This window comes from Actinomadura sediminis, assembly GCF_042675525.1.
Taxonomy (GTDB): domain Bacteria; phylum Actinomycetota; class Actinomycetes; order Streptosporangiales; family Streptosporangiaceae; genus Spirillospora; species Spirillospora sediminis.
Genome location: NZ_JBHTJA010000045.1, coordinates 1 through 20,084, shown reverse-complemented (window position 1 = coordinate 20,084; position 20,084 = coordinate 1). Strand labels below are relative to the sequence as shown.

17 protein-coding genes are annotated in these 20,084 nt (G+C 72.8%); 4 read left to right on the top strand and 13 right to left on the bottom strand.

The window, feature by feature from the left end:
• Positions 1 to 43: 43 nt before the first annotated feature.
• The 10 genes from ACFQ11_RS21375 to ACFQ11_RS21330 all read right to left on the bottom strand — a co-directional run bounded on the left by ACFQ11_RS21375 (position 44) and on the right by ACFQ11_RS21330 (position 9,392).
• Entirely contained in the window at positions 44 to 835 is a 792-nt protein-coding gene (locus tag ACFQ11_RS21375) for a gamma-glutamyl-gamma-aminobutyrate hydrolase family protein (protein WP_378301270.1), read from the bottom strand.
• A complete protein-coding gene (locus ACFQ11_RS21370; RefSeq protein WP_378301268.1) occupies positions 832 to 2,328 on the bottom strand; it encodes an aldehyde dehydrogenase in 1,497 nt (498 codons plus the stop codon). The genes ACFQ11_RS21375 and ACFQ11_RS21370 overlap by 4 nt, the downstream gene beginning before the upstream one ends.
• On the bottom strand, positions 2,325 to 3,035 hold the full coding sequence (locus ACFQ11_RS21365) for a gamma-glutamyl-gamma-aminobutyrate hydrolase family protein (protein WP_378301266.1): 711 nt from the start codon (positions 3,033 to 3,035) through the stop codon (positions 2,325 to 2,327). The genes ACFQ11_RS21370 and ACFQ11_RS21365 overlap by 4 nt, the downstream gene beginning before the upstream one ends.
• Positions 3,036 to 3,752 carry a substrate-binding periplasmic protein gene (locus ACFQ11_RS21360; protein WP_378301264.1) on the bottom strand — a complete coding sequence of 239 codons (717 nt, stop codon included), beginning with the start codon at positions 3,750 to 3,752 and terminating at the stop codon, positions 3,036 to 3,038.
• The gene (locus tag ACFQ11_RS21355) at positions 3,749 to 5,134 is read right to left on the bottom strand and encodes a glutamine synthetase family protein (protein ID WP_378301262.1); all 1,386 of its coding nucleotides are present in this window, start codon (positions 5,132 to 5,134) and stop codon (positions 3,749 to 3,751) included. The genes ACFQ11_RS21360 and ACFQ11_RS21355 overlap by 4 nt, the downstream gene beginning before the upstream one ends.
• A 31-nt stretch (positions 5,135 to 5,165) precedes the next feature.
• On the bottom strand, positions 5,166 to 6,395 hold the full coding sequence (locus ACFQ11_RS21350) for an NAD(P)/FAD-dependent oxidoreductase (protein WP_378301260.1): 1,230 nt from the start codon (positions 6,393 to 6,395) through the stop codon (positions 5,166 to 5,168).
• Entirely contained in the window at positions 6,395 to 6,583 is a 189-nt protein-coding gene (locus ACFQ11_RS21345) for a ferredoxin (protein ID WP_378301258.1), read from the bottom strand. The genes ACFQ11_RS21350 and ACFQ11_RS21345 overlap by 1 nt, the downstream gene beginning before the upstream one ends.
• Before the next feature lie 40 nt (positions 6,584 to 6,623).
• Complete coding sequence (locus ACFQ11_RS21340) at positions 6,624 to 7,826, bottom strand: cytochrome P450 (protein WP_378301256.1); 1,203 nt, start codon at positions 7,824 to 7,826, stop codon at positions 6,624 to 6,626.
• Between the two features lie 79 nt (positions 7,827 to 7,905).
• Positions 7,906 to 8,655 carry a cache domain-containing protein gene (locus tag ACFQ11_RS21335; protein ID WP_378301254.1) on the bottom strand — a complete coding sequence of 250 codons (750 nt, stop codon included), beginning with the start codon at positions 8,653 to 8,655 and terminating at the stop codon, positions 7,906 to 7,908.
• Positions 8,652 to 9,392 carry a FadR/GntR family transcriptional regulator gene (locus ACFQ11_RS21330; RefSeq protein ID WP_378301251.1) on the bottom strand — a complete coding sequence of 247 codons (741 nt, stop codon included), beginning with the start codon at positions 9,390 to 9,392 and terminating at the stop codon, positions 8,652 to 8,654. Before ACFQ11_RS21330 ends, ACFQ11_RS21335 begins: the two co-directional genes overlap by 4 nt.
• 262 nt (positions 9,393 to 9,654) lie before the next feature.
• Between ACFQ11_RS21330 and ACFQ11_RS21325 the strand changes: the two genes are divergently transcribed.
• Positions 9,655 to 11,055 carry an APC family permease gene (locus ACFQ11_RS21325; RefSeq protein ID WP_378301250.1) on the top strand — a complete coding sequence of 467 codons (1,401 nt, stop codon included), beginning with the start codon at positions 9,655 to 9,657 and terminating at the stop codon, positions 11,053 to 11,055.
• 150 nt (positions 11,056 to 11,205) lie between these two features.
• Here ACFQ11_RS21325 and ACFQ11_RS21320 read toward each other — a convergent pair whose 3' ends face one another.
• Positions 11,206 to 11,847 carry a carbonic anhydrase gene (locus tag ACFQ11_RS21320; protein ID WP_378301248.1) on the bottom strand — a complete coding sequence of 214 codons (642 nt, stop codon included), beginning with the start codon at positions 11,845 to 11,847 and terminating at the stop codon, positions 11,206 to 11,208.
• Between the two features lie 666 nt (positions 11,848 to 12,513).
• Between ACFQ11_RS21320 and ACFQ11_RS21315 the strand changes: the two genes are divergently transcribed.
• The gene (locus ACFQ11_RS21315) at positions 12,514 to 14,238 is read left to right on the top strand and encodes a S8 family serine peptidase (protein WP_378301246.1); all 1,725 of its coding nucleotides are present in this window, start codon (positions 12,514 to 12,516) and stop codon (positions 14,236 to 14,238) included.
• A 296-nt stretch (positions 14,239 to 14,534) separates the two neighbouring features.
• Positions 14,535 to 17,006: an HAD-IC family P-type ATPase gene (locus ACFQ11_RS21310; protein WP_378301243.1), complete on the top strand. Its 2,472-nt coding sequence runs from the start codon at positions 14,535 to 14,537 to the stop codon at positions 17,004 to 17,006.
• A gap of 206 nt (positions 17,007 to 17,212) precedes the next feature.
• Here the strand turns inward: ACFQ11_RS21310 and ACFQ11_RS21305 are convergent, their stop codons facing one another.
• Positions 17,213 to 17,530, bottom strand: coding sequence for a hypothetical protein (locus ACFQ11_RS21305; RefSeq protein ID WP_378301241.1), 318 nt, complete (start codon positions 17,528 to 17,530; stop codon positions 17,213 to 17,215).
• Between the two features lie 711 nt (positions 17,531 to 18,241).
• Between ACFQ11_RS21305 and ACFQ11_RS21300 the strand changes: the two genes are divergently transcribed.
• Positions 18,242 to 19,390: a hypothetical protein gene (locus tag ACFQ11_RS21300; RefSeq protein WP_378301239.1), complete on the top strand. Its 1,149-nt coding sequence runs from the start codon at positions 18,242 to 18,244 to the stop codon at positions 19,388 to 19,390.
• Between the two features lie 129 nt (positions 19,391 to 19,519).
• Here the strand turns inward: ACFQ11_RS21300 and ACFQ11_RS21295 are convergent.
• Positions 19,520 to 20,084: proton-conducting transporter transmembrane domain-containing protein (locus tag ACFQ11_RS21295; RefSeq protein WP_378301237.1), on the bottom strand; the 565-nt coding region annotated here is incomplete at its 5' end.

The window sequence follows — 20,084 nt, the reverse complement described above, 5'->3', positions numbered from 1 at the left end:
TCATCCGCCACGACCGCCTCCCCGCCGGTTCCCGTGTCGCCGATCACGAAGACGGTCCTCGTTGGGCTCGGCACGCCTCCACGAAACCGCCGAACAGCCGTAGGCGGTCCGCTTCCGGGCCCTCGTCGTCCTCCGGGTGCCACTGCACGCCGACCAGCCAGCGATCGGGGTCCTCGAAACCCTCGACGATGCCGTCCTGGGCCACCGCGGCGAGGACCAGCCCGGAGCCGAGCGCGTCCACGGCCTGATGGTGACCGGAGCGGACGACCAGGCCGCCCGCGCCCATGATGCGGGCCAGGCGGGTGCCCGGAACGAGCCGGATCTTCTCGTCGACGAACATCGGCCGCCCCTCGCCGCCGCGGTGCAGCGCGAACTCCTCGATGTCGGGGATGATCGTTCCGCCCCGGTGGACGTTGAGCAGCTGGGCGCCGCGGCAGACGCCGAGAATCGGGCGGCCCGCCTCCTCGGCCGCCGCGATCCCCCGGAGGGCGTCGCGATCGGCGCGGACGTCCACACCGTAGGAGTTCGGGACGTCGCGCAGGGCGGAGCCGTAGCAACTGCCGTCGATGTCGCCGCCGCCGAGCAGCAGCAGGCCGTCGAACCGGGCCGTCGCCGCCGGATCCGGCAGCGGAGCCGAGGTGTCCAGCAACGCGTACGACGCCCCCAGCCGGACGAGCGTCTCCAGCGTGACCCGGGTGAAACGGCGGACCAGTTCCGCGACCTGGTCGTCCAGGCCGGGGAAGTTGAGGGACACCAGTACCGCCACATGCGCCACCGGATCGTCCGGCAGGGCCCGCGCCGGCGTCACCTCCTCGACGCGGACGACCGGTGTCACAGCTTGATCCAGGTGCTCTTGAGGTGCGCGTACTTGTCGAGCGCGTGGAGGGACTTGTCGCGGCCGAAGCCCGATTGGCCATAGCCGCCGAACGGCACCGTGATGTCGCTGTCGTCGTAGCAGTTCACCCAGACCGTGCCGGCGCGCAGGCGCCGGGACACGCGGTGGGCGGTGGACAGATCGGTGGTCCACACCGCGGCCGCCAGCCCGTAGGCCGTGCCGTTGGCGATCCGTACCGCCTCGTCCACCGAGTCGAACTCGATGACCGACAGCACCGGGCCGAAGATCTCCTCCTGCGCGATCCGCATCCGCGGGTCGACCCGGTCGAACACGGTCGGCTCGATGAAGTAGCCGCCGGTCTCGGCGAGGACCCTGCCGCCGCCGAGGACGGTGCGGGCGCCTTCTTCGCGGCCGACGTCGATGTAGCCGAGCACGCGGTCCATGTGCTCGGACTCCACGAGCGCGCCGATGTCGACGCCCGGGTCGAGCGGGTCGCCGACCCGCTTGCGGCGCGACGCCTCCAGCACCTTCCCGAGCAGCTCGTCCTTGATCGATCCGTGGACCAGCAGCCGGGAGCCGCCGGTGCAGACCTCGCCCTGGTTGAAGAAGATCCCGGTCGCGATCGCCTCGGCGACCCGGTCGAGGCCGGGGGCGTCGGGCAGGACGATCTGCGGCGACTTGCCGCCGAGCTCCAAGGAGACCTGCTTGATGTTCGACTCCGCGGCGTACCGCATGAAGCGGCGGCCGACGGCCCCGGAGCCGGTGAACGCGACGGCGTCGACGTCCATGTGCACGCCGAGGGCGCGGCCCGCGGTCGGCCCGAAGCCCGGGACGACGTTGAGGACACCGTCGGGGAGGCCGGCCTCGGCGGCCAGTTCGGCCAGCCGCAGCGCGGACAGCGGGGACTGCTCGGCCGGTTTCACGATGACCGAGTTGCCGACCGCCAGAGCCGGGGCGACCTTCCAGATCGCCATCATCAGCGGGAAGTTCCACGGCACGACCGCGGCGACGACGCCCAGCGGCTCCCGAGTGATCGTCGCCAGCACGTCCTCGGCCGTCGGAGCGACCTCGTCGTAGGTCTTGTCGATCGCCTCCGCGTAGAAGTCGAGGGTCTGGACGGTGACCCGGAGGTCGACGGCGAGCGCGTCGGTGAACGGCTTGCCCATGTCGATCGCCTCGATGAGCGCCAGTTCCTCGGCGTGCTCCTCGACCAGCCGGGCCAGGCGCTGCAGGACCGCGCGGCGTTCGCGCGGCGGCCGGCGCGCCCAGCGGCCGTCCTCGAAGGCGGCGCGGGCGGCGGCCACCGCCCGGTCGACGTCGGTCTCGGCCCCTTCGGCCACCCGCGCGATCACCGTGCCGTTGCGCGGCGAGACGCAGCCGAACGTCGCCCCGCTCGCGGCGTCGACGAACGCTCCGTCGATGAACAGCCGGGTCGGCGGGGTCAGCGCCGCGGCGCGCTCCTCGAGCGCGGCCCGGTCGAGCTTCGCGGTCATCGGTCGTCCCTTCTCTTGTGGGCGCGCTCCACCAGGTCGGCGAAGAGGGCCGCGTCCGAGGCGGAGCGGTCGTGCAGGTCTTCGGGATGCCACTGGACGGCGATGACGTCGGCGCCGCGATGCTCGACGGCCTCGACGACGCCGTCCGCCGCCGTCGCGGCAACCGTGAGGCCGGCGGCGAGGACGTCGATCGCCTGGTGGTGGTAGGACGACACCGGCACCCGCTCGGAGCCGACGACGCCGTGCAGGCGCGACCCGCGCACGACGCGCACGTCGTGCACGCCGTTGCGGTGATCGACGGTGGTCTCCCGCAGGTGCTGATGGAGCGTGCCGCCCAGGGCGACGTTCAGCACCTGCATGCCCCTGCAGATCGCCAGCGTCGGAAGCCGCGCGGCGATCACGGCGCGGGCCGTCGCGAGGTCGAAGTCGTCCTGGAAGCCGACCACGTCGACCGTCTCCGGGAGCGGCCGCTGCCCGTAGCGTTCCGGATCCAGGTCGGCGCCGCCCGGCATCAGGACGCCGCCGAACCGCTCCAGCCGCTCCGCCAGCCCGCGCGCCGGATCGGCGGCCGGGCCGTGCAGCACGACCGGTTCACCGCCGGCGGCGTACACCGCCTCGCAGATGGCCTCGGCGGCGAGCGTCGCACTGAACCGCAGGATCGGCACGGTCTCGGCGCGGCGGCCGACGACCGCCACCAGAGGACGCACTCAGACCTCCTCGAAGGGGTAGTCCAGGGTGGGCAGCCACGCGTCCCACGCCGCGCGGTGGCGCCCGTCGACGATCGCCCGGGCGAGGGCGCCGTCCAGCTCCGCGCGCAGTTCTGGCCGGTCCTTGGCCACCCCGATCCCCCAGCGGTTGCCCGTCCGCACGGTGAACGCGATCTCGAACCGCGGGTCGCCCTCCCCGAGCGGCACGAACACGACGTCGTCGTCGACCACCGCGTCCACGGCCCCGGTCTCCAGCGCGGCGAGCATGTCGCCGTACACGTCGTCGGAGCCGCCGGACCCGAAGCCGACCGGGACGGCCCCGGCGAACGTCTCGGCCAGCGCCATGTTCGTACTGCCCTCGATGGCGGCCACGCGCAGCCCGGCCAGGTCCCGGGCCGAGGCGATGCCCGAGCCGCGGCGGACGAGCACGCTCTCATGGAAGACCGCGTACGGCCGCGTGAAGTCGACCAGGGCACTGCGCGCCGGGGTGATGCCCTGCCCGCACAGCACCGCGTCCGCGCCGTGCTCCCGCACGATCGGGATCATCCGCGCCCACGGCACCCGGACCCACTCCACCGGCCGGCCGAGTTCGGCCCCCAGCAGCCCGGCCACCGCGGGCTCGAAGCCGACACGGCCGCGTTCGGCGGACCACCGCGAGAACAGCGGGGGCGCCTCGGCGTCCAGGCAGGCCAGCCGCAACGGCGTCCCGGCGCTCACGGGGCGTCGTCCCAGTAGGTCGCGCGCTCCCAGTCGGTCACGTGTCCGCAGAACCGGGCCCACTCGTCGGTGTGGTAGTCGATCAGGAGGGCGGAGAGCTCGTCGCCGAGCGCGGAGGTGATCACCGGGTCCCGGCGGAACGCGGTGATCGCCTCGCCCAGCATCATCGGCAACTCGGGGAAGCGGGAGTCCTGCGCGCCCTCGTACGACGAGCCCTGGTCGGGCTCCCCGGGGTCGATGGCGTTCTTCAGCCCGTCCTCACAGGCCGCGATCATGACCGCGTGGGAGAGGTAGGGGTTCACCGCGGCGTCGGGCAGCTTGTACTCCAGCCGCCCGTTCGCCGGGAGCCGGACGGTGCAGGTCTTGTTGTCCAGGCCCCAGTTGATCTTCGAGGGCGCGAACTGCCCGGCGTCCCAGTACCGCTTGTAGGAGTTGACCGTCGAGCCGTTGATCAGCATCGCGCCGGCCGAGTGGAGGAGGAGGCCGCCGAGCGCGTGCCGGCCCTCCCGTGACAGGTGCAGCTCGGTGACGCCGGGGTCCTCCAGCACGTTCACGCCGTCGCGCCAGAGGCTGAAGTTGTGGTGGCAGCCGTTGCCCATCATCCCCGTGGCGGGCTTGGGCATGAAGCTCGCCTCGATGCCGAGTTCGCGTGCGACCTGCTTGCAAATCTGGCGATAGGTGACGAGCCGGTCCGCGGTCAGGTCGGCGTGGTCGTACATGAAGTTGAGCTCGATCTGGAACTCGTCCTCGTAATCGCCCTCGATCATGTCGAGGCCCAGCGCCTCGGCGTAGTCGATCACCTTCTTGATGATCTCCCGGTTCCGCTCGAGGTGCTCGATGTGGTACGCCGGGCTCGATTCCGGCCGGAATCGGGCCTCGAGCCCCTCCCCCTTCCACGTCATCTCCGGTTCGCAGCCCGTGCGCATCTCCAGCCCGGTGCGCAGGGTGAACTCGCGGTGGACGCGCTTGAGGACGCCGCGGGCGTCGCAGGCGTACGGCGCGCCCGCGCCCTCACCGAGATGGTCGGGCTCGTAGAGCCGGCAGAAGACCCGGGCGAACGAGGTGTCCCACGGCAGCACCGCGAAGGTCTCCAGGTCGGGGATCGCGGTGTACTCGGCGGCGTTCACGCCACCGCCGAGCAGCAGCCCGTCCCGGGTCGTCTGCAGGTTCGCGACCGCCGTGCGGTGCTGCTGCACGCCCTTGACGGCGGCCCGCCCGAAGTGGCGGGCGGGCATCACCTTGCCGACGACGCGGCCGGTGATGGACACGGACTGGTAGTAGACGTACTTGACGCCGCGTTCCGTGATCGTCGCGAGGGCGTCGGCGAGGTGCGGGCCGGAGGCGTTCTCCTGGCGGTGGTGATCGAGAGCGCTTGTGGTCACGGGTGTGCCTCTGTCTGGTCGGTGGACCGCGTCAGGCGGTCGGGGCGAGGGCGGCGAACGCGTCACGGAGATCGCGCTGCCGGGCGGGGCCGATGTTGACGGTGAGGGCGCCGACCAGGCGCCCGCTCCGGTGGTACGTGGCGAGGACGCCGCCGGCCAGATGGTCCGGGTCGCCTTCCTCGACGCGGACCTCGTCGGCCAGGGACGGCGAGCCGAGGCTCTGGAACCGGAGGCCGAGCTGGTCGCTCCAGAAGGACGGGAGCGGAGCGAACGGCGTGGTGTCGGGGGGCTCGCCCGCGAGCAGCGCGACGAGCGTGGCCGCGGCCCGCTTGGCGGTGTCGGCGGGAATCGACCAGTGCTCCACCCGCCTCGGGACCTCGTCGAAGAGCGGGTTCGGGAAGCGGGCGACATCACCGGCGGCGACGGCGCGCGGCGCTCCGGCGATCCCGAGCCGGTTGTCGGTCAGGACGCCGTCGTCCAGCGGCAGCCCGTTGCCCGCCAGCCACTCGGTGTTGCACGCCGAGCCGACCGCCTCCACGACGACGTCCGCGGGCAGGACCTCACCGCCGCCGAGGACGACACCGGCGACCCGCCCGTCCCCGGCGAACGCGGTGACGCCGGCGCCGAGCACGAACCGAACGCCCGCCGCCTCGTGGTGGCGTCGCACGGCCGCGGCGAGCGGCTCGCCGATCACCCGCACCAGGGGCGGGCCCGCCGGCTCCACGACGGTGACGGCGTGGCCGAGGGTGCGCAGCGTCGCGGCGGCTTCGCAGCCGATGAAGCCGGCGCCGATCACGACGACCTCGGCGCGGCCGTGCCGGCGCAGGGCCGTGCGCAGTCCGTGGCAGTCCTCCACGGTGCGGAGCACATGGCGTCCCGCCGCGGGGCCGGGGACGGCGAGCCGGCGCGGGCGCAGGCCGGTCGCCGCCACCAGCCCGTCGTACCCGGCACGGTGACCGGACTCGGTGGTGAGCGTCCCCGCCGCCAGGTCGGCCGAGGCGACGGCGTCGCCCAGCCGGAACTCGACGTCCGCGGTGGCGGCCCGGTGCCGGAAGGAGAGCCGCTCGGCGAGGGCGGACGGCTCGGTGGCGCGGGGGTCCGCGAGCGCCTCCTTGGTCAGTGGCGGCCGGTTGTAGGGCGGGTGCGGCTCGGCGCCGAACACCGTGATCGGGCCGTCGTGTCCGGCGGCGCGGAGCCGCTCGGCGGCCCGGAGGCCGGCGAGCGAGGCACCGACGACGGCGACTCGCGGGCGGGCCGGCATCAGCCCTCGATCAGGATCGCCTGCACGGGGCAGACATCGGCGGCCTCCTCGACGTGCTCTCTCATCGCCTCGCCGGGCGTGCCGTCGTACTCGAGCCGGCCCTCGTCGTTGATCCGGAAGACCTCGGGGGCGGCGATGGCGCACTGGCCGTGGTCCTGGCACAGCGAAAGGTCGACGTTCACCTTCATCGGGAACTCCTCGCGGGGGTGGCGTTCGGGGCGGGTGCGGTCAGGGGGCGGGGGTGAAGCCGATCGGCAGGCGCACGGGGCCGGTGTTCCCCGAGTCGGGCAACCACGTCGCACCGGGCAGGAGGCGGATGTCGCGCATCCGGCGGGCCAGCAGCGGCAGCGCCTCGCTCATGTCGGAGCGGGCGACGAAGTGGCCCAGGCAGTGGTGCGCCCCGCCGCCGAACCCGAAGTGGGGCTTGCGCTCGGCGGTGATGTCGAGCCCCGGGGGGAACACCCGCGGGTCGGTGCCGGCGGACTCGCTGTAGAGGTGCACCGTGGTCCCGGCGGTGAGGTCGAGTCCTTCGAACGTGAAGTCCTCGAGCACCTCCCGGGTCACCCAGCGGACGGTCGGGTTCACCCGCATGACCTCCTCGACGGCTTTGCCGCCGAGGTCGGGGCGCTCGGCCAGCAGGCTCCATTGGTCGAGGTGGCCGCTGAAGGTCTGCATGGCGAGCCCGAGCTGGTTGCGCGTGGTGTCGAAGCCGCCGAAGATCAACAGCACCATGCCGTCGCGCAGTTCGGCGTCGCTGAGCCGGCCGTCGTCGGCGCGGGACGCCTCGACCAGCGCGGTGACGAAGTCGTCGCGCGGGGCGGCACGGCGGTCCGCGATCAGCGCGTCGCAGTAGTCGTAGAGCCGGGCGAGCGCCGCCTCGATCTCGGGCAGGTCCCGGCGGAGCGTGACGCCCATCGCGAGCCCGATGGTGGCCGAATCCCGGGCGATGACCGGCCACTCCTCCTCGGGCAGGCCCAGCATGATCGCGATCACCCGGGCGGCGTACGGCTCCGCGAACTCCGCGACGAACTCGCACTCGCCGCGCTCGGCGAAGCCGTCGATCAGTTCGGTGGCCAGGGCCCGGAACCGCGGCACGAGCCCGCCGATGAGCTTGCGCGAGAACGCCGGGTTCATCAGCCGCCGCAGCCGGTGGTGCTCCTCGCCCTCCTTGTTCAGGATCCAGCTCGCCCACCACCGCGCGAAGGGGCCCTCGGTGACCCCGTTGTGGGCCGGCCACGCGACGCTGCCTTGGCGGAGCCTGGGGTGTTTGAGGAGCCGGCTCACCTCGTCGTAGCGCAGGACCGCGATCCCGTACGGGGTGGTGGCGTACCAGCTGCGCTCCCGGGCGGCGTGGACGTCCGCCGAGGTGATCGAGAAGGACGGGTCGGCGACGTCCAGGACGGGAGGCGAACCGGGGGCGAGGGGCGGCATGGGCGACCTCCAGAGAACTACGGTCAGCGGCGTGACCCAATACTCTGGACTTAGAGTTTAAATTGTCAAGATGCCCGCCTCACCGATTCTCCGGCGCCTCCGGTTCCGCGAGCGCGAGCACCCAGCCGGTGCTCAGGGGCAGCTCCACGACGTCGACGAACGCGCCGCGGCCCGCCGTCCCCGAGGGCGTCGGCATGTGCGGCAGCAGCGCGCCGATCACCCAGCGCGGCGTGTTCGCCGCGATCACCCGCCGCTCGGCGTTGACGATGACCGCGTCGGCGGGCGTCCCGCGCAGCACGCCGATCAGCCTGCGCTCGAGCTCGCCGACCGACAGGTCCACTCCCGAGACCCCGAGGAAGACGCCGTCGACGGTGATCGGGACGGCGGCGGTCACGACGTACAGCTCGGAACCGGAGTAGTCGACGTAGGGACCGTACGCGACCCGGCTCCGCGACTGCCGGGCGGGCTTGAACCACTCCATCTGGAGGTAGTCGTAGACGTCGATGCTGTCGGGGTCGAAGTTGAGCCGCAGCCTGACCGCCCGATCGCCTTGGCGCTGCCACCACGCCATGTACCGGTCCTCCCCGTCGATCTGCCCGGGGGCGGCGGCGAAGCCGAAGCCGACGGCGAGGCCGTCCTCCGCGAGCAGCTCGATCAGCAGGTTCTGCACGTCGCCGAGGTGGGCCTCGGACCAGCCGTCGCCGCCCGGCGGACGGCTCTCGGCGACGGCCTCGGCGATGCGGGCGAGCCGGGCGAACACCGGCTCCAGCGCGTCGGAGGCCGCCCGCGCCAGGGCGCCGGCGTCGGGACCAAGCCGCTTTGCGTTCACAGCTGCGCTCCTTCCTCGGTCAGCAGGAGGTGAAGGGCGGTGAGTCTGCGCAGATTGCCCGCCACATGCTCCTCGGTGAGGCGTCGGGCCTCCTCACCGTTCTCGGACACGACCGCGGTCGCGATCGCGTGGTGCTCCTCCACCATCGCGTCGAGATCGATCTCGGGGCCGAGCGGCAACCAGAGCAGGCCGGACACCTCCGCCTGGAGGCTCGCCTCGAGCCGGGTCAGCCGCGTGGACTGCGCGGCCACCGCCAGCTCGATGTGAAAGCGGCAGTCGGCACGGATCCGGTCACCGAGGCCGTCCGCCGTGCGGAGCTGCTCGGTCAGCGCGAACAGCCGGCGGACGTTGACCGCCGAAGCGCGCTCGGCGGCGAGCCGGGCCGATCGTCCGGCAACGGCCTGGTGCTCGTCGACGATGTCCCGCAGCTCCGAGACCGTCATCGCGGCCAGGCGCTGGCGCTGCGGCTCGATCGGCGGCGACTTGGGATGGCGGACGAACGAGCCGCCGTTGCGCCCCCGCTTGGTCTCGACCAGGCCCTGCTCGCGGAGTTCGGCGAGCGCCTCGCGCACCGTCATCGGCGCGACGCCGAACTGGGCCGCGAGATCGACCTCCGCGGGCAGCCTCTCCCCGTCGCTCAGGAGCCCCAGGTGAACGGCCTCGCTGATCCGCTGGACGACCTCCTGGGCCCGGCCGGCCCCCGTCGAGGGCGCGAGAAGCGCAGCGAGCGCGGACATCTACCGGCCTCCTTCCACCCCCGGCGGGCGAGGGCGCGTTCAACGTAGTCGATCAGGCTCACCGAATGCTTGACGCATAACCCCTGGAATTGTAGTTTTCCGCGAACCTCGTAGTGCGAGGCGGCACCCCCCGGCCACGACAGAGCGGATGACACGCACGACGTCCCCATCGGCGGAGTCCGACGGCCACCCACGATCCGACCAGCACGACGACGCGGCTCATCTCCACGCCCTGGGCTATGAATCGGAGTTCAAGCGGGACATGAGCCCCTGGGCGAACCTCTCCCTCGGGTTCACCTACCTGTCCCCGGTAGTCGGTGTCTACACGCTCTTCGCGTACGCCCTCGCCACCGGCGGCCCGCCGATGATCTGGAGTTTCCTCATCGTCGGCATCGGCCAGTTCATGGTGGCGCTCGTCTTCAGCGAGGTGGTGGCGCAGTTCCCGGTCGCCGGCGGGGTGTACCCGTGGGCGCGCCGGCTGTGGGGCCGCCGGTACGCCTGGATGACCGGCTGGGTGTACATGGTCGCGCTCCTGGTCACCATCGCCTCGGTCGTGTACGGCGCCGGCCCCTACATCGCGGCCACGTTCGGTTTCACGGCCACCGTCAACACCACCATCGTGTGCGCGCTCGTGCTGCTGGGGCTGGCGACCGCGATCAACTTCATGGGCACGAAGGTGCTGGCCATGGCCGCGCTGATCGGGTTCACCGCGGAGATCCTCGGCGCCCTCGCGGTCGGCGGCTGGCTGCTGATCGCGCACCGCGAGCACGACCTCGGAGTCCTGTTCGACACCTTCGGCACCGGGGGCGGCGGCAGCTACCTCCCGGCGTTCGCGGCCGCCGCGCTGATCGGCGTCTTCCAGTACTACGGCTTCGAAGCCTGCGGCGACGTGGCCGAGGAGGTCGCCGACCCCGGCCGGCTGATCCCGAAGGCGATGCGCCGCACCATCTACATCGGCGGGGCCGCGGCGACCTTCGTCTGCCTCGCCCTGGTCCTGTCGGTGACCGACATCGCGGCGGTCGTCTCCGGGGAGGCCGCCGACCCGGTGAGCACCGTGCTCGACCAGGCGTTCGGTGACGTCGGCGCCAAGATCGTGCTCCTCGTGGTGCTGCTGTCGTTCCTCTCCTGCGCCATGAGCCTGCAGGCGGCGGCCAGCCGGCTGGCCTACTCCTACGGCCGCGACGGGATGATCCTGGGGAGCTCGCTGCTCAAGAAGTTCTCCCAGGCTCGGCACGTGCCGCCGTACGCGCTGGTCGTCGCCGCCCTGGTGCCGGCCGCCATCGTCCTCGGCTCGAAGTTCTCGACCGACGCGATCACAAAGATCATCAGCTTCGCGTCGCTGGGCATCTACATCGGCTTCCAGATGGTGGTGCTGGCCGCGCTCCGCGCACGGCTCAAGGGCTGGGTGCCGAGCGGCAAGTACACCCTGGGCCGGTGGGGCCTGCCGGTGAACATCGCGGCACTCGTCTACGGCGTCATCGCCATCGTCAACATGGCATGGCCCCGCACGCCGGACTCCCCCTGGTACGACAACTGGATCGTGGCACTGTCCGGGCTCGTCGTGATCGGCACCGGCCTGGTGTACATGGCGGCGCACCCGCTCCACGGCCGCAGCACCGCGCCGTACGACGACGCGATCCCGAAGGACCCGGTGAAGAGCTGACGGTGGAACCAGAGACGCGGAAGGGGCGGGGCCGAGAGGTTCCCGCCCCTTTCCGGTGAGTCCCGCCGCCGCGTCCGCTGCCGCACGGCTCGCGAAGGCCGCCGGGACCGCCGTTCAGGCCACGGCCTCAGGGGACACCGGTCACCGGCATCACGGAACCGCGCCCGCGGGCACCTCCAGGCCGCGGGCCGTGACCAGGCGGGCCGTCCCGTCGGCCAGCCGGTACGACAGCCCCACCACCGCCGTCCGACCGGCGTCGACCTCCTGCGCCAGGACGTGCGAGCGGTCCACGAGAAGGTCGACGGTGTGCCGGATGTGCCCGGCGATGAAGTCCTCGTCCTCGGTGTGCCCGGCGGCGCGGGCGGCCAGCACGCTGGGGGTCACCCGCTCGATCACGTCCCGCACGTAGCCGCCCGCCGCCGTGCCGTCATCGACGGCGGCACGGGTGGCCGCGACCGCGCCGCACGCGTCATGGCCGAGCACCACCACCAGCGGGGCGCCGAGCACGCTCACCCCGTACTCGATGCTGCCCAGCACCTCCGGCCCCGCGACGTGACCGGCGGTGCGGACGACGAACAGGTCGCCCAGCCCGCGGTCGAAGATCAGTTCGGCGGCCAGGCGGGAGTCGGAGCAGCCGAAGAGCACGGCGAACGGTTTCTGCGCGGGTACGACTTCGGCGCGGCGGGCGGCGTCCTGATTCGGATGTTCCGGCGAACCGGCCACGAACCGCTCGTTGCCGGCCAGCAGCGTCTCGAAGGCTTCTCGCGGCGTAAGGGACGAGGTATCGGTCATGGTGAGCAGACTAACGGGCGGCCTCGCGGCGCGGCGCGCCCGGCCGCCCGGTCGCGGCCCGGCCCGGCGGGCGTGCTCCCTGCCGAGAGCCGCGCGCCCGCCGGGCCGGGCCGCGCCACGGCGCCCTTGACCCGCCAGGCCCGACGGCCCGACCGCCGACGCAGGCGGGATTCAGGCAGGTCGTCGAGTTGCCGGGGCCGGGGTCGGCGAGGTGCGCGCGCCGGACGGCCGGGAAACCGGCGGAGCCCCGGAACCACGACGGCGGAGAAGCCGCGATGGGCGTGTCGCGGGCGGGCGGATCCCACCGCGGTCGGACATCACAGGCGCCGCAGCGGTTCGACGGCCTCGCGGTCGATGAAGGCGGGACCGTGAAGGAATTCGGCCGGCGACGACGCCTGCCGCCGAACTGTTTCCCGAGAACGCCCAGTTCAGGCTTGACCGCCTGGAATCCGACATTATGGATCCCGCGGTCACACGGCCGGACGAACGTTGCCGTGGACCGACTTCTCCAAGGGCTCGGCGATCACGGTCCCGCCTCACCCCGAACCGAAATTGGCCCGTTTCGTTACAAATCCGTACGCAAGCCTCAACAGTCGCCGCCGTAACGTCTCCTGGCTCGCCCTCACATTTCGGGCGTATCGCCATCTTTTGCCAGGAGGTTGTGCGTTGCGGCGTACCTTGATCATCGCCGCCTGCGCCGTCGTCACCGCGACGACCGCGCTGGCGGCCCCAGCTTCGGCCGTGCCCGACCGGGCTTCCGGCCAAGCCTCCGAGTACGTCGTCCTCTACAAGGACGGCGTCTCGCTCACCGACGCCCGCGCCGCCGTCAAGGCGGCCGGCGGCACGATCGTCCGCGAGAACACCGATGTCGGCGTGGCGACCGTCCGGTCCACCGACACCGGTTTCGCGGCGCAGGCCCGCAGGCAGGGCGCGCTGGACGGCGCGGCCGCCAACCGGGTGATCGGCCGGGCTCCCAAGACCGGGAAGGTCACCGAGCAGTTCGCCGTGGAGAAGGAGGGCCGGGGCCAGACCACCGGCGCCACCACCGTCAAGGGCGCGAAGAAGGGCGAGGAGCCCCTCGCCGGCCTGCAGTGGGACATGAAGCAGATCCGCGCGACGGCCAAGGGCTCGTACAGGGTCGAGCCCGGTGACCGGCGCGTCACCGTCGGCGTCATCGACACCGGCATCGACGGCTCCCACCCGGACATCGCGCCCAACTTCGACCGGGCGCTGAGCCGCAACTTCACCACCGACATCCCGGTCGACGCCAACGGCGCGGAGGTCGACGGCCCCTGCGCCGACGAGCCGGACAAGTCCTGCAACGACCCGGCGGACGTGGACGAGAACGAGCACGGCACCCACGTCGCCTCGACGATCGCCTCGCCCCGCAACGGTCTCGGCATGGCGGGCGTCGCGCCCAACGTGTCGCTCGTCAACCTGCGCGCGGGCCAGGACTCCGGCTACTTCTTCCTCCAGCCCACGGTCGACGCGCTCACCTACGCGGGCAGGCACGGCATCGACGTGGTCAACATGAGCTACTACATCGACCCGTGGCTGTTCAACTGCGCGAACAACCCCGCGGACTCCCCGGCCGACCAGGCCGAGCAGCGGACGATCATCGAGGCGACGAACCGGGCGCTGAACTTCGCGCACCGGCACGGCGTCACCCTGGTCGCCGCCGCGGGCAACGAGGCGATCGACTACACCAAGACCAACACCGACGCGTCGAGCCCCGACTTCGCCTCGGAGCCCGGCGAGCAGCCCTACGAGCGCACGATCCCGGCGAGCTGCCTCTCCCTGCCCGGGGAAGGCGACCACGTCATCCCGGTCTCCTCGACCGGGATCAGCGAGCGCAAAGCCTACTACTCCAGCTACGGAAAGGGCTACATCGCGGTCGCGGCGCCCGGTGGCGACAAGTACGACACCGCCGACCGGAAGCTCGACGACAAGGCCGGAATCTGGGCCGCCTACCCTGAGTCGATCGCGCGTGAACGGGGCGAGCTGAACGCCGACGGCACGCCCAACACCCCGCGGGTGGTGCGCAGCTGCAAGGGCGGCGTCTGCGCGTACTACCAGTCGATCCAGGGCACCTCGATGGCCTCGCCGCACGCCGCGGGCGTGGCGGCGCTGATCGTCAGCAGGTACGGCAAGCGCGACAAGGCCGACGGCGGGCTCACCATGGCCCCGGCGGCCGTCCGGTCGATCCTGACCGGCACCGCCACCGCGACCAAGTGCCCGCCGTCCGGGTCCTACACCTACACCCGGTACGTCAAGCAGGCGGACGGCTCGTTCCAGAAGGTCGTGACCACTCACGCCTGTGAGGGCTCGAAGCGCTACAACGGGTTCTACGGCAAGGGCATCGTCGACGCGTTCAACGCCGTGAGGCGCTGACCCCGTCCGCTCGTGTCACGTACGTGGCCCCCGACCCACGAGGTCGGGGGCCACGTTCTGGTGGGAAGCCGGTTTCTTCCGCTGCACGGATACCTCCGGCGGCGAGGTCGCCTCCCTTTGACCAGCGAGAACAGGCACCGGACGCGGCATGTTCCGAATTCTTCGCCGTGCGATTGTCCCAGCAGCGGTAAAAGCAGACCGTGACGCCCGTTCTGTGGGCCTTTGACCTAATTCCAAAGGTGCGGGCAAGGGCACCGGGCCGACATAGCCGCGACCGGCCCGGGGAGGACGCCTGTGTGAACGGGAATCCGACGGCGGCCGAGCGGGGGCTGACGGCCGCCGAGGTGCGCGAGCGCGTCGCGGACGGGCGCGTCAACGACGTGCCGCGACGGTCCAGCCGGTCGGTGCCCGAGATCGTCCGCGCGAACGTGCTGACCAGGTTCAACGCGCTGATCGGGACGCTGCTGGTGCTCGTGCTCGTCTTCGGGGAGTGGCAGGACGGGCTGTTCGGGCTGATTCTCGTGGCGAACTCGGCGATCGGAGTCGTCCAGGAGTTGCGCGCGAAACGAACGTTGGACCGGCTCGCCGTCGTCGGCGAGACGCCCGCGCGGGTCCGGCGGGACGGGGCCGTCCATGAGATCGCACAGCAGGAGGTCGTGCTGGGCGACCTGATCGTCCTCGGCTCCGGCGACCAGATCGTGGTGGACGGCGACGTGGTGGCCTCCGACGGGCTGGAGGTCGACGAGTCGCTGCTCACGGGAGAGGCCGACGCCGTCCGCAAACCGGCGGGGGCGCGGGTGCGGTCGGGCGGCTTCGTGGTGGCGGGCGGCGGCGCGTTCACCGCCGCGAAGGTCGGCCCGGACGCCTATGCGGCCCGGCTGGCGGAGGAGGCGAGCCGTTTCTCGCTGGCGCACTCCGAGCTGATGGCGGGCATCAACGCGTTCCTCAAGTACGTGACGTGGCTGGTCGTCCCCGCCGCGGTCCTGCTGTTCGCCACCCAGTTCTCCTCCGCCGACAACGTCTCCGACGCGGTGACCGGCGCGGTCGCGGGCGTCGTGACGATGGTCCCCGAAGGGCTGGTGCTGATGACGAGCATCGCGTTCGCGGTCGGGGTCGTCCGGCTCGGGCGGCGCCGCTGCCTCGTCCAGGAGCTGCCCGCGATCGAGGGCCTGGCCAGGGTGGACGTGCTGTGCGTCGACAAGACCGGCACGCTCACCGAGCCCGGCATGGACCTCGGTGAGGTGGTCGTCCTGCGCGCGGACCTGCCCGCCCGGGAGGCGCTCGCGTCGCTCGCCGCGTCCGATCCCGACCCGAACGCGACGATGCGGGCCGTGCTCGACGGGCTCGGCGCGGAGGCGGAGCCGTGGGAACCGGCCGGGAGCGTCCCGTTCTCCTCGGCCCGCAAGTGGAGCGGCGCGGAGTTCCGCGGCCGCGGATGCTGGGTGTTCGGCGCGGCGGACGTGCTCCTCGGGCCGGACGACCCGTCCCGCGGCCGGGCGCGGGACCTGGGCGCGGGCGGGCTGCGGGTGCTGGCGCTCGCCCGCGTGCCGGACGGCTCGCTCGCCGATCCCGGCCGGCTCGACGTCGCGGCGACCGCGGAACCGGCCGCGCTCGTCGTCCTGCGGCAGCGGCTGCGGCCGGAGGCGGCGCCGACCCTGCGCTACTTCGCCGGGCAGGGCGTCGCGGTGAAGGTCATCTCCGGCGACGACCCGGTCTCCGTCGGCGCGATCGCCCGCGCCCTCGGCCTGGCCGGCGCCGACCACCCCGTCGACGCCCGCGAGCTCCCCGGCGACCCCGCCGCGATGGCGGACGTCCTGGACGAGAGCTCGGTGTTCGGACGGGTCGGTCCGCAGCAGAAGCAGGCGATGGTCAGGGCACTGCGGTCCAAAGGCCACACGGTCGCGATGACGGGGGACGGCGTCAACGACGTGCTCGCGCTCAAGGAGGCCGACCTCGCCGTGGCGATGGGGTCGGGCAGCGGCGCGGCCCGGTCCGTCGCGCAGGTCGTGCTGCTCGACAACCGTTTCGCGACGCTGCCGCACGTGGTCGGCGAGGGCCGGCGCGTCCTCGGCAACATCGAGCGGGTCGCCAACCTGTTCCTCACGAAGACCGTCTACGCGATCATCCTGGTCGTACTGGTCGGGCTGGCGAACGTCCAGTTCCCGTTCCTGCCCCGGCACTTGACGCTGATCAGCTCGTTGGCCATCGGCGTCCCCGCGTTCTTCCTGGCGCTCGCCCCCAACAACGAGCGGGCCCGGCCCGGGTTCGTGCCACGCGTGCTCCGGTTCGCGATACCGGCCGGGGTCGCCTGCGGCGGCGCCACGTTCGCGGGCTACTACCTCGCGACCGCCCGGCCGGCCGGCGACTTCGCCGACCTCAGCACGACGGCCTCCATCGCGCTGTTCGCGCTGTCCCTGTGGGTCCTGGCCCTGGTCGCACGGCCCTGGAACTGGTGGCGGCTCGGTCTCGTCGCGGCGATGGCCGCGGCGTTCGCCATCGTCCTCGGCGTCCCTCCGCTGCGGCGCTTCTTCGCCCTGGAGACCGGCCAAGGGCACAACGACGCCGTCGCACTGGCGATCGCGGCCGCCGCCGCGGTGCTGCTGACCGTCGTGAGCCGGTACATCCCCGCCTTCGGCGCCAGGACTCCCGGTTCATCGCCGTCAGACCGGGTTCGTCCCTCGGGTGGGCGCGGAGGGCGACGTGGTGGGCACGGCCGACGGAGACGGTCGGCGGGGGCGCAGGCCCGCCGCGATGAGCCGCTCCCGTAGCTCGATGCCGGTTCGGCCGCGCACGAGGAGCCCGCGCCGGCCGACCGCGAACCAGACTCCGGCGGGCGGGTCGGCGACGAAGCCGAGTCCGGGGAACTCGGCTCGCAGGAGCCGGAGGGACTCCCCCGGTCCCGCCCGCTCGTCCGGGGCGGCCCGCAGGAGCGGCCGCGGTGGGGACCGGCGCGGGACGGCTTCGGGCCGGGCGGTCATGCGTCGGCCCCCCGCAGCGCGCCCTTCACCGAGGTCATGATCTCGTGGGGTTTGTCGGCTTCGCACAGCCAGGTCCCGTCCGCCTGCCTGAGCCACCATCGGTCGCCGTCGTCGGCGCGGCGGCGGCACTCCAGCCGTATCGTCCGGCCGCCGGTGCCGTCGTTCACCTGCAAGCCGTCGTCCTCTAGCCGGGCCGTCAGTCCCTGGCCTCGTAGGTTGCCCATCAGGCCGATGAGCAGATCCGTACCGGCGGTGTCGCCGGGTCGCCCGGTGCGGGCGGGATGCCCGGTGCCGGCCTCGCTCGTCTGGTCCAACGATTCCTTCTCCTCCGATAGAGGGGGCGAATCCTTGTTCGACCGGGGGCGTCCGCGCTCGGGCGGCGGAGGGTCTCCGACGGCGATGGGCGGTCGGCCCCGGGAGCCCGGGATCGGGGATGTGGTCCCGGCGGTCGGGTCCCCCCGGGCTCGACCGCCGGGCCGGCGGCCGCGGGGATCGCCGGTGGCCGCACGGGTGCATCGCCGGGGGGAGCCGCGCCGGCCGCGCTCCGCCCGCCGTGGTCACCGGCCGTCCCTCCCCCCGAGGAACGGCCGCTGCTCCCGCTCGACACGGTCACCTATCGTCGTGCAGCCCGCACGGTCCGTGCATCAGTGGATGTACCAATGGGAATACCGAATTCTTGGGGACGGGCCCGAGGGATCGGCTTCTCGGTAGCCCCTGCGATACCTAAGGGGACCGGTTTCGACGTGGCCGGTGCCGGACGTCCCAGGCGGGCCGTCCACTCGCCCGCCGGAACGATGCGCCTCTTGAAGCGCGCCACCGCTCCGGATCATGCTGTGTTCAGGTCGCACGGTCGGTGCTGAGCGCCTCATCGCGGGCGTCCGATCGCAGGTGCGGTGCGGGAGCGTCATCCGACGCCGACGCCGACGCCGAAGGCGAGGGCGAGGGCGAGGCGAGCGGACGCGTGAAACGGTGGGCGCCCCTGGCCGTCCGGGACTCGGCGGGTGAGAAGGCGGACGGTGGGTGAGATGGCGAACGGGATCGCGGGGGGCCGGACGGGGCGATGGCTGCTGGCGGTGGCGCTCTGCGCGCTGTTCCCGCTGACCGCCTGGCAGGCGGTCGAGGCGTGGCGTGCCGCGCAGGCGCACGAGGACTGGCGGAAAAGCCGGGTGTGTTCCGCCGCCGTGGTGCCGGAGTGCCGCGCGTCGGTGCCCGCGCAGGTGGTGGAACGCGAAGAGGAGGTGCGCGCGAGGTTCGTCTATCACTGGCTGCGCCTTCGCGAGACCTCGCCCGCCGCCGCGGCCACCGGGAGCGGCGACCGGACGGGCGGTGGAGCCGCGCGCACGTACCGGGTGCGGGTGCTCGACGACGACGCCTGGGCCGGTGCCGAGCCGGGCGAGCGTGCGGAGCTCGTGCGCTGGCGCGGCGAGATCCGCCAGGTCCGGCTGGACCCCGGCGGCCCGTGGCCGGAGACCCTGCCGACGAGCCGCCACCCTTCCTGGCTGCCGGTCCGCCCGACCGGGATCGCCCTCGCCCTCGGCGGCTTCGGCACGACCCTGGCCTGGCTCGCGGTGACCTACGGCCGCAGGAACGCCGACGGGACCCTGGGCGGGACGACCCCCCGGGGAGAGGCGAAGTGGTCCCCGCTGGTGCCGGCGACCTCGCTGTTCATCGGCACCTGTTTCGTCGGCACCGGCGCGGCCGTGGCGGGCCGGACCAGTGAATGGCAGCCCCCCACCGCCGCGCGGACACTGCTGTACGCGGCGGTGGCGGTGGCCGCGTGCGTCCCGCTGGTCACGCCGTTGTGGCTGTGGCAGCGCGGGGGAGTCCGGAAGGCGCACACCGCGCCGCTCACGCCCCCGACCGAGCGCGCCGTCCGGGCGGTGGTGTGGGGCCACGACGACTTCCGCCGGCCCGACTACGACGGCCTCCTCATCGGCCCGAGGGGGATCGTGGCCAGTTGCCCCGCCCCGGACGTCCGGGTCGCCCTGCACCCGCTCCCCCGGCCTTTGGTCCTCGACCGCATCCGTGGCCCGCTCCACCACGACCCCGCCTGGTTCGAGCTCGTGGCCGACTGCCGAACCCCGGACGGCCGCCCGCTGCACATCGGCGCCGGTCACGAGGCCATGCGGTGGATCCACGGCGCCCTGCAGGCGGCGGCGGGGCCGGGCCGGTGATCCTCCTGCGGGAAGGTTCGGCGTTCGGCGTTCACCGGCCGGGGCGGCGGACGTCCCCGCGCCCGGCTCCTGCTTCCCGGCTCCTGCCTCCCGATTCCGCCTTTCCGGATTCCGTCTTTCCGCATTCCGTCATCCGACGGTGAGCGCGATGCCGCTTCCGATGCCGAGGGCGAGGGATCCGGCGGCCGCCAGGTAGGCCGTCCACCGGGCCGAGTGGTCCGGGCGGCCGTCCCCGGCGGTGTCCCGCGAGAACACCGGGACGATCCAGCGCAGGTAGTAGAAGACGCTCGCGACGGAGTTGACGGCGGCGACCACCGCGAGCCACGCGTGGCCGCCGTCCAGCGCCGCGCCGAACATCAGGAGCTTGCCGACGAACACGGCGGTCGGCGGGGTGCCGACCAGGCCCAGCAGGCAGACGACGAGCGAAACGGCCAGCAGCCGGGAACGCCGCGCGAGCGCCGCGTAGGCCCCGATCTCGTCCCGGCCGACGGCGACGACCACCGCGAACGCGCCGAGGTTGGTGACGGCGTACGCGGCGAGGAAGTACAGCAGCGCCGGTTCGGCCAGGTCGGTGCGTCCGGCCACGGCGACCGGGACGAGGAGGTACCCGGCCTGGCCGATGGTCGAGTACGCGAGCAGCCGACGGACGTTGTCCTGCGTGAAGGCCGCGAGGTTGCCCAGCGTCATGGTCACC

Bases quoted from the DNA above. Each gene is read 5' to 3' on its own strand.
- ACFQ11_RS21330 (WP_378301251.1), bottom strand. From the start codon at position 9,392: ATGTCCGCGCTCGCTGCGCTTCTCGCGCCCTCGACGGGGGCCGGCCGG.
- ACFQ11_RS21325 (WP_378301250.1), top strand. From the start codon at position 9,655: ATGAGCCCCTGGGCGAACCTCTCCCTCGGGTTCACCTACCTGTCCCCG.
- ACFQ11_RS21345 (WP_378301258.1), bottom strand. From the start codon at position 6,583: ATGAAGGTGAACGTCGACCTTTCGCTGTGCCAGGACCACGGCCAGTGC.
- ACFQ11_RS21320 (WP_378301248.1), bottom strand. From the start codon at position 11,847: ATGACCGATACCTCGTCCCTTACGCCGCGAGAAGCCTTCGAGACGCTG.
- ACFQ11_RS21300 (WP_378301239.1), top strand. From the start codon at position 18,242: ATGGCGAACGGGATCGCGGGGGGCCGGACGGGGCGATGGCTGCTGGCG.
- ACFQ11_RS21350 (WP_378301260.1), bottom strand. From the start codon at position 6,395: ATGCCGGCCCGCCCGCGAGTCGCCGTCGTCGGTGCCTCGCTCGCCGGC.
- ACFQ11_RS21340 (WP_378301256.1), bottom strand. From the start codon at position 7,826: ATGCCGCCCCTCGCCCCCGGTTCGCCTCCCGTCCTGGACGTCGCCGAC.
- ACFQ11_RS21370 (WP_378301268.1), bottom strand. From the start codon at position 2,328: ATGACCGCGAAGCTCGACCGGGCCGCGCTCGAGGAGCGCGCCGCGGCG.